General features: G+C 72.1%; 13 protein-coding genes. 5 read left to right on the top strand and 8 right to left on the bottom strand.

From position 1 onward, the window contains the following. Together VIU94_RS30465 and dapE are read right to left on the bottom strand one after the other, a co-directional pair. On the bottom strand, nt 1-710 hold a 710-nt coding region (locus tag VIU94_RS30465), incomplete at its 3' end, for an LOG family protein (RefSeq protein ID WP_331916226.1). A 73-nt stretch (nt 711-783) separates the two neighbouring features. After that, nucleotides 784-1,875, bottom strand: a complete 1,092-nt coding sequence (dapE, locus tag VIU94_RS30460; RefSeq protein WP_331916232.1) for a succinyl-diaminopimelate desuccinylase — start codon at nt 1,873-1,875, stop codon at nt 784-786. A 119-nt stretch (nt 1,876-1,994) separates the two neighbouring features. Between dapE and VIU94_RS30455 the strand changes: the two genes are divergently transcribed. Continuing rightward, a complete protein-coding gene (locus VIU94_RS30455) occupies nt 1,995-2,945 on the top strand; it encodes a VldE C-terminal domain-containing protein (RefSeq protein WP_331916224.1) in 951 nt (316 codons plus the stop codon). A 324-nt stretch (nt 2,946-3,269) separates the two neighbouring features. After that, nucleotides 3,270-3,617 carry an ATP-binding protein gene (locus VIU94_RS30450; protein WP_331916222.1) on the top strand — a complete coding sequence of 116 codons (348 nt, stop codon included), beginning with the start codon at nt 3,270-3,272 and terminating at the stop codon, nt 3,615-3,617. A gap of 107 nt (nt 3,618-3,724) precedes the next feature. On the opposite strand, the gene VIU94_RS30445 is transcribed toward VIU94_RS30450, so the two are convergent. Together VIU94_RS30445 and fdxA are read right to left on the bottom strand one after the other, a co-directional pair. Continuing rightward, entirely contained in the window at nt 3,725-4,822 is a 1,098-nt protein-coding gene (locus tag VIU94_RS30445) for a bifunctional succinyldiaminopimelate transaminase/glutamate-prephenate aminotransferase (protein WP_331916220.1), read from the bottom strand. Nucleotides 4,823-4,898: 76 nt separating this feature from the next. Then, on the bottom strand, nt 4,899-5,219 hold the full coding sequence (gene fdxA, locus VIU94_RS30440) for a ferredoxin (RefSeq protein ID WP_156692533.1): 321 nt from the start codon (nt 5,217-5,219) through the stop codon (nt 4,899-4,901). A 114-nt stretch (nt 5,220-5,333) separates the two neighbouring features. Between fdxA and VIU94_RS30435 the strand changes: the two genes are divergently transcribed. Together VIU94_RS30435 and VIU94_RS30430 are read left to right on the top strand one after the other, a co-directional pair. Beyond that, nucleotides 5,334-6,389 (top strand): GNAT family N-acetyltransferase, encoded by a 1,056-nt coding sequence (locus VIU94_RS30435; RefSeq protein WP_331916218.1) that lies wholly within the window; start codon nt 5,334-5,336, stop codon nt 6,387-6,389. Further along, a complete protein-coding gene (locus VIU94_RS30430) occupies nt 6,386-7,216 on the top strand; it encodes a transglutaminase family protein (protein WP_331916216.1) in 831 nt (276 codons plus the stop codon). Before VIU94_RS30435 ends, VIU94_RS30430 begins: the two co-directional genes overlap by 4 nt. A gap of 74 nt (nt 7,217-7,290) precedes the next feature. Here VIU94_RS30430 and VIU94_RS30425 read toward each other — a convergent pair whose 3' ends face one another. After that, on the bottom strand, nt 7,291-8,190 hold the full coding sequence (locus VIU94_RS30425) for an NAD(P)-dependent oxidoreductase (RefSeq protein WP_331916214.1): 900 nt from the start codon (nt 8,188-8,190) through the stop codon (nt 7,291-7,293). A 70-nt stretch (nt 8,191-8,260) separates the two neighbouring features. Between VIU94_RS30425 and VIU94_RS30420 the strand changes: the two genes are divergently transcribed. Continuing rightward, nucleotides 8,261-8,611, top strand: a complete 351-nt coding sequence (locus tag VIU94_RS30420) for a winged helix-turn-helix transcriptional regulator (protein ID WP_331916230.1) — start codon at nt 8,261-8,263, stop codon at nt 8,609-8,611. A gap of 147 nt (nt 8,612-8,758) precedes the next feature. Here the strand turns inward: VIU94_RS30420 and VIU94_RS30415 are convergent, their stop codons facing one another. The 3 genes from VIU94_RS30415 to VIU94_RS30405 all read right to left on the bottom strand — a co-directional run. Further along, nucleotides 8,759-9,454, bottom strand: coding sequence for a hypothetical protein (locus VIU94_RS30415; RefSeq protein ID WP_331916212.1), 696 nt, complete (start codon nt 9,452-9,454; stop codon nt 8,759-8,761). A gap of 191 nt (nt 9,455-9,645) precedes the next feature. Further along, complete coding sequence (locus tag VIU94_RS30410; protein ID WP_331916210.1) at nt 9,646-10,275, bottom strand: hypothetical protein; 630 nt, start codon at nt 10,273-10,275, stop codon at nt 9,646-9,648. A gap of 2 nt (nt 10,276-10,277) precedes the next feature. Next, on the bottom strand, nt 10,278-10,421 hold a 144-nt coding region (locus tag VIU94_RS30405; protein WP_331916228.1), incomplete at its 5' end, for a DUF397 domain-containing protein.

Raw genomic sequence — 10,421 nt, 5'->3', positions numbered from 1 at the left:
TCCACGTCGTCCGTCACGTGGAAGAGGAGCAGGTCTCGTTCGCTTGCCTTGCCGCCTGCCACCACCGAGTCGCGGAGCCAGTCGACCAAGCCCTTCCAGTACTCCGTGCCGAAGAGGACGATCGGGAAGCGGGTGACCTTGCGGGTCTGGACGAGGGTGAGTGCCTCGAAGAGCTCGTCCAGGGTGCCGAGGCCGCCGGGGAGGACCACGAACCCTTGCGCGTACTTCACGAACATCGTTTTTCTCACGAAGAAGTAGCGGAAGTTCACGCCGATGTCGACGTGCTGGTTGAGGCCCTGCTCGAAGGGCAGCTCGATGCCGAGGCCCACCGAGACGCCCTTGGCCTCCCGCGCCCCCTTGTTCGCCGCCTCCATCGCGCCCGGGCCGCCGCCCGTGATCACCGCGAAGCCGGCCTCCACCAGGGCCTTGCCGAGCCGAACGCCGGCCTCGTACTCGGGCGAGTCGGGCCGGGTGCGCGCGGAGCCGAAGACGCTGATCGCGCTCGGGAGTTCCGCGAGGGCGCCGAAGCCCTCCACGAACTCGGACTGGATGCGCATGACCCGCCATGGGTCGGTGTGCACCCACTCGGAATCGCCCTCGGTGTCCAGCAGTCGCTGATCCGTGGTGCCCGGCTGGACCTGCTCGCGGCGCCGCAGCACCGGGCCCATCCGCTGCTCCTCCGGCCTCGACGCGCCCTCGGGAATACCCATGGCCTGCTCCCTCCACCGATGGTGACGATGTTGTTCGGCAAGGGTAGGTCGCCGGAGGTGACAAACAGCGAAATTACGGCAGTCGGGCAGTCAGCCAGTCGTGGAGCCGTGCCTCGCAGTGCCGGATCTTGTCGACGTGCACGTGCTCGTCGCGCTTGTGCGCGTACAGAGGGTCACCGGGCCCGTAGTTGACCGCGGGCACGCCGAGGGCGCTGAACCGGGAGACGTCCGTCCAGCCGAACTTGGGCCTGGCGAGGCCGCCGACCGCGTCCATGAACGCCTTGGCCGCCGGGTGGGAGAGGCCGGGGAGCGCTCCGGGGCTGTGGTCGTCCACCACGAACTCGGTGACGCCGCAGTCCGCGAACACCTCCCGTACGTGCGCCTCCGCCTCCTCGATGGTCCGGTCGGGGGCGTAGCGGAAGTTGACGACCACGGTGCAGGCGTCGGGGATGACGTTGGTGGCCACCCCGCCCTCGATGCGGACCGCGTTGAGGCCCTCGCGGTACTCCAGGCCGTCGATCACCCGCTTCTGCGGCTCGTACGCGGCGAGCCGGGCCAGGATCGGGGCGGCGGCGTGGATCGCGTTGGAGCCCATCCAGGAGCGCGCGGAGTGGGAGCGCTCGCCCTCCGTGCGCAGGAAGACCCGGAGCGTGCCCTGGCAGCCGCCCTCGACCTCGCCGAGGGAGGGCTCCAGGAGGATGGCGAAGTCGCCCTCCAGCCAGTCGGGGTGGGCCTCGGCCACATGACCCAGACCGTTGAGGTGTGCGGCGACCTCCTCGTTGTCGTAGAAGACGAACGTGAGGTCGCGGTTGGGTTCGGAGACGGTCGCGGCGATCCGGAGCTGCACGGCGACGCCCGACTTCATGTCGCTCGTCCCGCAGCCCCACAGCACGCCGTTCTCGTCGAGCCGGGAGGGCACGTTGTCGGCGATCGGCACGGTGTCGATGTGGCCGGCGAGGACGACCCGCTCGGCGCGGCCGAGGTTCGTCCGGGCGACGACGTTGTTGCCGTACCGGTCGACGGTGAGGTGCGGCAGCGCCCGCAGGGCCTGCTCGACGGCGTCGGCCAGCGGCTTCTCGGTCCCGCTGACGGAGGGGAAGTCGACGAGGGCGGCGGTGAGCGCCGGGCCGTCGAGCGTGAGGTCGAGAGGAGCGTTGTCTGCCATGGGGTCTGCCGTGCGGTCTGCCATGGGCCCGACCCTAACGCGCCGCGCGCCGGCGACTGAGGCGCTGCTCACGCACTGACACGGACGGGGTGGCAACGCCGTAACCGGACTCCAGTACGGTGGGCCCCGTGTCCGAGCCCGTCCCCACCTCCGGTCTCCCCGGTCGCCGACCCCGCCGTCGCGGCCGCCTCGCCCGCTTCACGGCAGCGTTCGCCGTCCTGTTGGGCCTGGCCGCCTATGTGGCCGTCCACTATGTGACGGGCGGCAAGGGCGCGCCGCGCTGCACTGTGGGCAGCGGGAAGACCACATACGAGTTCACTCCCGAGCAGGCGTCCAACGCGGCGACGATCTCCGCGGTCGGCACGACGCGCGGGCTGCCCGAACGCGCGGTCGCCATCGCGCTCGCGACCGCGCTCCAGGAGTCGGCGCTGCGGAACATCCAGCACGGCGACCGGGATTCGCTCGGCCTGTTCCAGCAGCGGCCCTCCATGGGCTGGGGAACGCCGGAGCAGATTCTCGACCCGGTGTACTCCTCGGGGAAGTTCTACGAGCATCTCGAAGAAGTGCCGGGCTATTCGCGGCTGCCGCTGACGGTGGCGGCGCAGAAGGTGCAGCGCAGCGGTTTCCCGCAGGCGTACGCGAAGCACGAGCCGGACGCGATGCTGCTCGCGGCGGCGCTCACCGGCCGCGCGGGCGCGTCCCTGTCGTGTACGACGCGCCCCGGCGACGGCCGCCCCGGCGACGCGGCGCAGGTGCGGGACGAGCTGGTGCGCACGTTCGGCAAGGACCTGAACCCGACGGCGCTCGCGGGGACCTCGGCGGGCCGGTCGGCGGCCGGCGCCCCGGCGGGCGCGGTGGTCTCCGTGCCGGTGCGGGAGACGTCCGTACCGGCCGAGCAGCGCGGCTGGGAGCTGGCCAACTGGGCGGTGGCCCGGGCGGAGTCGCTGCGCGTCGACGAGGTCGCGTACGCGGGCCGGGTCTGGCGGGCGGGCGACAACGCCGGCGCCTGGATGAAGGCGGCCGCGGGCGACTCGTCGCCGGGGACGGTGCGCATCCGGGTGGCTCCGTAGCCCACCCCGCACTGCGGGCAGGTGTGCGGGCAGTCGCCCGAACGAGGTATTCGGGACGTTTCCCGGCAGGGGCGGCACGGTGTTTTCCCGGCGCTTTCCGGACGCCTGTCATGTCTCCGCAATCACCTTTCGCCGCAAGGAGATAAACGGTTCCGCAGTCGGCTTCGAACGCGACGTGTTCGTCCGCTTTCCTCCGGATCCGATCATGCGGCGCATTGCCAACTCTTTACCTCGGGTCGCCGCAACCTCTCCCTCCCTCGACGCGGTTGTCACTGCGTCCGAACGCCGGACAGCATCCACCGTCCTCTTCGTCGAAGGAGCACCATGTCCCTCCCCCTGACCCGCCGGATCGCCCGTGCCGCACTGCTCGTCGCGGCTGGAGCCGTTCCCGTGGTCGGTGCGGCCGGCTCCGCGAGCGCCGTGGACCTTCCCGCCGCCGACGGCCTCTCCGGTCTGACCCAGCTCGACAGCGCCGGCGACACCGGCGGCGCGGCCGTCGACAAGGCGGTCCCGACCGTCGGCAAGGCGGTCGACCAGACCGGCAAGACCGCCACTCCCGTCGCGAAGGAAGCCGCCGGCGACGCCGCCGGCGGCGCGGGCCAGCTGGTCGGCGACGCCTCCGGCGGCCTGCCGACCGGCAGCCTGCCGACCAGCGGCCTCCCGCTGGGCTGACCCCGCAAGAACGCCGGAGGGCCCGGGAAGCATCGGCTTCCCGGGCCCTCCGGCGTTCCCCGCGGGAACTGCGCCCTCCAGCGCCGCCCCGCGCGGGCCCCGGGTTCCTAGCCGCCGAGCCGCTTCACGGCCGCCGCGACCCGCTCGTCGGTCGCCGTGAACGCCACGCGGACGAAACGCTCGCCGGCCGGGCCGTAGAAGTCGCCGGGGGCGACCAGGATGCCCAGGTCGGCCAGGTACGACACCGTCTGCCAGCACGGCTCGTCGCGGGTCGCCCACAGGTAGAGGCTGGCCTCGCTGTGCTCGATGCGGAAGCCGTGGGCCTCCAGGGCCGCGCGCAGGGCCGCGCGCCGGGCCGCGTACCGCTCGCGCTGCTCGGCCACGTGCGCGTCGTCGCTGAGGGCCGCTGCCGTCGCCGCCTGCACCGGCGCGGGCGTCATCATCCCGCCGTGCTTGCGGATCTGCAGCAGCTCGCCGAGGACGGCCGCGTCTCCGGCGATGAACGCCGCGCGGTAGCCGGCCAGGTTGGAGCGCTTGGAGAGCGAGTGGACGGCGACGACGCCCTCGTACGAGCCGCCGCTCACGTCCGGGTGCAGGACGGAGACCGGTTCGGCCTCCCAGCCCAGCTCCAGGTAGCACTCGTCGGAGAAGACCAGCACGCCGTGCTCGCGCGCCCAGGCCACGATCCGGGTCAGCTCGTCCTTGCCGAGGACCTTGCCGGTCGGGTTGGACGGGGAGTTGAGCCAGAGCAGCTTCAGACCGGCCGGGTCGAGCTCGGTGGGGTCGTCGTACACGACGGGCTCCGCGCCGCACAGCCGCGCGCCGACCTCGTACGTCGGGTAGGCGAGCCGCGGGTACGCCACGCGGTCGCCGGGGCCGAGCCCGAGCTGCGTCGGCAGCCAGGCCACAAGCTCCTTCGAGCCGACCACCGGGAGCACGTTCGCGTGCCCGAAGCCGACCGCGCCGAGCCGCCGCTCGCACCACCCGGTGAGCGCGTCACGCAGCTCGACCGTGCCCCACACCGTCGGATAGCCCGGCGAGTCCGCCGCCGCGACCAGGGCGTCCTGGATCAGCGCGGGGACCGGGTCGACGGGGGTGCCGACGGACAGGTCGACGATGCCGTCGGGGTGCGCCTGGGCCGTCTTCTTGTACGGCTCCAGCTTGTCCCAGGGGAAGGCGGGAAGGCGCGAGGAGACTGCGGACACGGTTCTCACTTTCTCGTACGGGAAAACGCCACGGCCCCGCACGGCGGACACACCGTGCGGGACCGAGGGCGCGCGATCAGCCGTTCTGCGGCGGCAGAGCGGCGATGAAGGCGTGGTCGCGCTCGATGAGGCCGAGCTTCGAGGCGCCACCGGGCGAACCGAGGTCGTCGAAGAACTCGACGTTCGCCTTGTAGTAGTCCTTCCACTCCTCAGGAGTGTCGTCCTCGTAGAAGATCGCCTCGACCGGGCACACCGGCTCACAGGCTCCGCAGTCGACGCATTCGTCCGGGTGGATGTACAAGGACCGCTGGCCCTCGTAGATGCAGTCGACGGGGCACTCCTCGATGCACGCCTTGTCCTTGACGTCGACACAAGGCTGCGCGATGACGTAGGTCACGCTGTCGTTCCTCCTCGGTAGGGCTGGCTCTGCGCGGGAGCGCGGCGTCGTCGATGCCCGCCCCTAGTATCTCCGTTCTTGGAGACGATCCGAACAGGAGGGGCGGAGAGAACCGTGGAATTCACCGGCGGAGGGCGTCTCGAAGTGCGTATTACCGGCTCTGACGTGGGCAAACGTGTCAGCGTCCGGTATCTGACACACTCCGCGGGGACCGACGCGACCTTCGCTGACGCAGTGGGCGTTCTCGTATCGTGGGACGCGGGTGTGGTCGTGATCACACGACGGACCGGCGAGAGTGTCCGCATCCCGGAATCTTCCCTGGTCGCGGGCAAGGTCGTGCCCGCCGCCCCGGCCCGTCGCAGGGGTCCCGCGACCTCCTTCCAGGAGCTCGCTCGGGTGACCGCGCGGGCCTGGCAGCCGGTGGAGAGCGAGCCGCTGGGCGAGTGGACGCTGCGGGCCGCGTACGAGAAGGGGCCGCGCGAAGCGCACCCTGGAGGGGCGGCGGTCGGGCGACGGGCGGGCTTCACGCGACGGGCCAACTCGGCGCTGCCGCTCGGCGATCCGGGCATGGAGCTGGACGCGGCGCTGGACCGGGTGCGCGACTGGTACGCGGCGCGGGACCTGCCCGCGTACGTGCAGACCGCGACGGGGGCCGAGGGCGCGCAGGAGCTGCTCTGCGCGGAGCTGGAGAAGCGCGGCTGGCGCTCCGAGGTGACGGCGGAAGTGCAGGTCGGGGGCCTCGCGCCGATCGCGGACCTGGACGCCGACGTCTCCGCCGTGCGGCTCGACCGGTCCCTCGACGAGTCCTGGCTCCATCGATACCAGCGGTTCGGTGTGCCCGGACCCCATGTGCTCCAGGTCCTGAGCAGCGGCCCGAGTGTGTGGTTCGCATCCATAACGGGCACGGGAGACATACCGGCGGCGATCGGGCGTTGTGTGGTCGACGGCCGCTGGGCCGGCTTCATGGCGGTGGAGGTCGCTCCGGAGCACCGCCGGCAGGGGCTGGCCACGACGGTCATGGCGGCGCTCGCCCGGCGGGCGCTCGACGAGGGCGCGTCGGCGGCCTGGCTCCAGGTGGAGTCGGACAACGACGGGGCGCGCGCGCTGTACGCGGGGATGGGCTTCCAGGTCCATCACCACTACCACCACTACCGAGCGGCGGAGGCGTGACCGACTGGGGACAGGAGTTCGCGCAGGAGGCCCGGGCCGAACGACCGGACCTCGCGCGGCTCTGCCTGCTGCTCGGCGCGGCCTTCGACCCGGCCGTGACGCAGCGGGACCTGGACGAGGCCGAGATCGAACTGGACCGGCTCGCCGGGCTGCTGCCGTACGGCGTCCGCGACCCGCGGGCCTGGGCGACGGCGCTCGGCGAACTGCTCGGGGCCCAGGAGGGCTTCCACGGCCTGTCCACCGACTACCAGCGCCTCGAGTCCTCACTGCTGCACCACGTGCTGCGACGCGGGCGCGGGCTGCCGATCCTGCTGTCGGTGGTCTGGTTGGAGGTGGCCCGGCGGGCCGGGGCGCCGGTGTACGGGGTCGCTCTGCCCGGCCACTTCGTGGTGGGCCTCGGCGACCCGTACGCCGCGCTGTCCGAGCGGGTGCTCGCGGACCCGTTCGCCGGGGGCCGGGCGATGACCGGGACGGACGCGGAGCTGCTGGTGGCGGGGGCGACGGGTGAGGCGCTCGACCCGTCGATGCTGCAACCGGCCGACTCGCTGGACATCGTCCGCCGGATCCTGAACAACATCCGCGCCTGGGCCGCACCGCGCCCCGAGCACTCCGACATCGCCCTGATCGCCCTCGACCTGGCCCTGCTCCTCCCCTCCCACCCGGCCCGACTGCGCTACGAGCGAGCGCAACTGCTGGTGCAGCGCGGCGACTTCCTGATGGGCGCGGCGGAGCTGGAGTCGTACGCGGAGGTCGTGGCGGCGGTGGAGCCGACGGCGGCGGACCGCATCCGGAGCCGGGCGAAGGCGGCGCGGGCGATGCTGAACTAGGGCCTGTCCGGCGGATCAGGGTCGGATAGGCCCTAGCGGGCGCCGCCGACGCAGGGCGCGCCTGCGCCACGGCCTCAGCGGCGGCCCAGGAACTCAGCGATCCGCGTGAAGCCGTCCGGGCCGTGGCCGAGCGCCACGGCGCGGCGGGCCAGGCCCTCGGCGGACCGCATCACGCTCGCGTCGATGCCGTGGGCCTCGGAGGCGTGCACGATGTGCGTCATCGACGCCGCCGCGGAACTCAGCCGACTGGCCTCGCCGGAGAACCCGCCGCTCTCCACGTCGTCCGCGAGCTGCCGGAACAGCGGCGGCAGGATCACGCCGATGCCCTGCGCGAACGGGGCCAGTTCGGTCGGCTTGACGCCCTCCGCGCCAGCCACGGCCAGGGCGTGCACGTAGCCGGTCATCGCCGTCCAGAAGATGTCGAGCAGCGCGATGTCGTACGCCGCGGCCCGGCCGATGTCCTCGCCGAGGTGGGTGTGGACGCCGCCCAGGGCGTCGAGCACGGGGCGCTGCGCGCGGTACAGCTCCTCCGGGCCGCTGTGGATGAACACCGCGTCGGGCGTGCCGATGGTCGGCGTCGGCGTCATGATCGCGCCGTCCAGATACGCGATGCCGTGCTCGGCGGCCCAGCGTCCGGTGTCGCGGGCCCGTTCGGGAGTGTCGGCGGTCAGGTTCAGCAGCGTGCGGCCCTTGAGCCCGGCGGTGACCTCGGCCTGGCGCAGCACGGCGTCCGCCGCGTCGTAGTCGATCACGCAGACCACGGTGAGCGGACTGGCGGCGACGGCCGCCGCGGCGCTACCGGCACCGGTGGCGCCCTGTTCGATCAGTTCACGGTCCCGGCCGGGCGTGCGGTTCCACACGGTGGTGCGCACCCCGGCGGCCACGAACGCGCCGGCCAGCGCGCGGCCCATGGGGCCGAGCCCGATCACGGTGACGGCGGGCCGGTCGGTGCGGGGGTGGAGGGAAGAAGACATGACGGAACTCCCTTGTACGGAGGGCGATGGGAACGTGGTGCACGAGACGACCGAGGAACGGGAGACCCGCATGGCGCGCAGCAGGACCCAGGACACCGAAGTGTGCGGAGTGAGCGCGGCCGTCGCGGTGGTCCACGGCAAGTGGAAGACGCTGCTGCTCTGGCTGCTCGAATCCGGCCCGCACCGGCCCGGCGAACTGCGCCGGAGAATCCCCGAGATCAGCGAGAAGGTGCTGACCCAGGCGTTGCGGGAGATGGAGTCGGACGGTCTGGTGCACCGCGAGGTGCACGACGTGACGCCGCCGAAGACCGTCTATTCGCTGACCGGCGAGGGCCGCGAACTCTCCGTGGCGCTGGCTCCGTTGTCCGACTGGGGCCACCGCCGGCTGGACCGGCTCGCCAGGGAGCGCGCCGCGTCCTGAGGCGTCCGGACCGACGCCTCGTCCTTCTCCTTTCCGTGCCGGTTCCTTCGGACGTCTTCAGCCTCTCCTGGGGCGGCCACGGCGACAAGTACCCACAAAAAAGTGGGTACTTGGTGCAGCGATCCGGTGCCGTCGGCCCAGCCGCCGTCAGCCGTGACCTCTCACCAGCTCGCAGCCGTCATGTGTGCAGGCTCGGAGTTCGACGACCCCCGGGAGAGCGGCGATCGCGTTCCTGACCACGGTCTCGCTCGATCCATCCTTCGATAGGTACACGACCAGATGGGGGCTGCCGGAGGTCCAGTCGAGCCTGCTCTCGCGTGCCCCGACGTACACGAGTCGCGCCTTGCCGTCGACGAACTCCCGGTCGTACGGCCGGTCCTCGGAGTCCAGCGCGGCCACGAAGTACTCGGGCGGTTCGTGTCCGTCCTCGGAGTCCGAAGGAAGGGCGACGATCGACGCGAAGAGCGCCGCGGCCGCGACCGGTGTGAGCGCCGTGAACCAGACGCCGGGACGATTGCCGGGGTTGACGAAGGACGCGATCAGCAGCAGCAGCGCCGCAGGCAGGAACAGGAACATGCCGAGGATCGCCCCGATCAGCCCCCAGACCACGAGGCCGGACCCGATGACCAGGCACGCCCGGGCGAATATCTTCGGCTCGTCGCGCACCATCAGCGGCATGGCGGTCACCCCCGCGGTGCCGACGTTGAGCGCGACCAGGAGCGGTGCGTAGACGAGCGACAGGCCCACCGCCAACCCCGCCGCCACGACCGCCGCCACAACGAAAGCCTTCTGCCGGGCGACCCCCCGATCCACCCCGTCGGCGATCTCCACGCCCATCCCCATGACGCCTCCCCCCAGCTTTATTGAACGCGTTCAATCTAGCGCAAGGGTCGTCGGAGCGCCCGCCGAACGGCAGCGAACACGCAGGTCCAGGCGGACACGCGGCGAGCCGCCCCGGTCGGGCATGGCTGGATACGCGATGAGGGGCAACCCAGCTTGCCCAGCGTGCTGTGCAGGACCGCGTCGCCCGACCGTCAGGTCAGCGCGCGAGTCAGGGCGCGCGTCATCGCAGGGAGGTCCCGCGGCTCACCGTCCGGGCGCTCGCCCAGGCGCTCCAGGAGCGCCTGGGTGAGCGCGCCCGCCTCGGCGGCGTCCAGCAGCGCGCGGGCATCCGGACCGCTGCCGTCGTGGTCGACCAGGTCGGCCATCAGCGCGAGGAGCTCGTCGCGCTCGGTGAAGCGGCTCATGCCGCAGTCCAGGCCGTCGTCGTCGAGGTCCTCGGGGTACGGCGCTCGGGCCCAGGCCCCGTTCTCGTACCAGTAGACGCAGCCCAGCTCGTTCCCGGCGAGCCGGTCACGGAGCTCCTCGTACGGGAGCCAGTCCGGGCCGCCCGCGAGCATGTCGATCGGCGACTCGTGCCACTTCACGCCGCTCGCCTCGTCCTCGCCGTACAGCACGAACCGGCCCTCGCCGAGCCGCGAGAACGTCCACCAGGTACAGCCGCAGTCGTCGAGGTGCAGCCCCTCGTCGTCGACCCAGATGCCCGTGCGGTGCACACCGCGGCCCTCGTCCTCGGTCGCCGCCTGCAGGACGGCGACCAGCGCCCAGCCGGCCCACAGCCGCTCGGCCGCAGGCAGGTCCGTCGGCAGCCCCGGATAGTGCATGGTCACGACGCGACCCGTCCAGACTTCACCGCGTCCACGAAGGAACCCCAGGCGGAGGCCCCGAAGAGGACGGCTGGGCCGGTGGGGTTCTTGCTGTCCCGGACGGGGACGTGGGCGGGGCAGGCGGCGTCGTTGACTTCGAGGCA

The sequence above is a fragment of the Streptomyces sp. genome (assembly GCF_036566765.1).
Classification (GTDB): domain Bacteria; phylum Actinomycetota; class Actinomycetes; order Streptomycetales; family Streptomycetaceae; genus Streptomyces.
This window is presented reverse-complemented; position numbering and strand designations above follow the sequence as displayed.

Bases quoted from the DNA above. Each gene is read 5' to 3' on its own strand.
- dapE (WP_331916232.1), bottom strand. From the start codon at position 1,875: ATGGCAGACAACGCTCCTCTCGACCTCACGCTCGACGGCCCGGCGCTC.
- VIU94_RS30450 (WP_331916222.1), top strand. From the start codon at position 3,270: ATGTCCCTCCCCCTGACCCGCCGGATCGCCCGTGCCGCACTGCTCGTC.
- VIU94_RS30425 (WP_331916214.1), bottom strand. From the start codon at position 8,190: ATGTCTTCTTCCCTCCACCCCCGCACCGACCGGCCCGCCGTCACCGTG.
- VIU94_RS30420 (WP_331916230.1), top strand. From the start codon at position 8,261: ATGGCGCGCAGCAGGACCCAGGACACCGAAGTGTGCGGAGTGAGCGCG.
- VIU94_RS30415 (WP_331916212.1), bottom strand. From the start codon at position 9,454: ATGGGGATGGGCGTGGAGATCGCCGACGGGGTGGATCGGGGGGTCGCC.
- VIU94_RS30410 (WP_331916210.1), bottom strand. From the start codon at position 10,275: ATGCACTATCCGGGGCTGCCGACGGACCTGCCTGCGGCCGAGCGGCTG.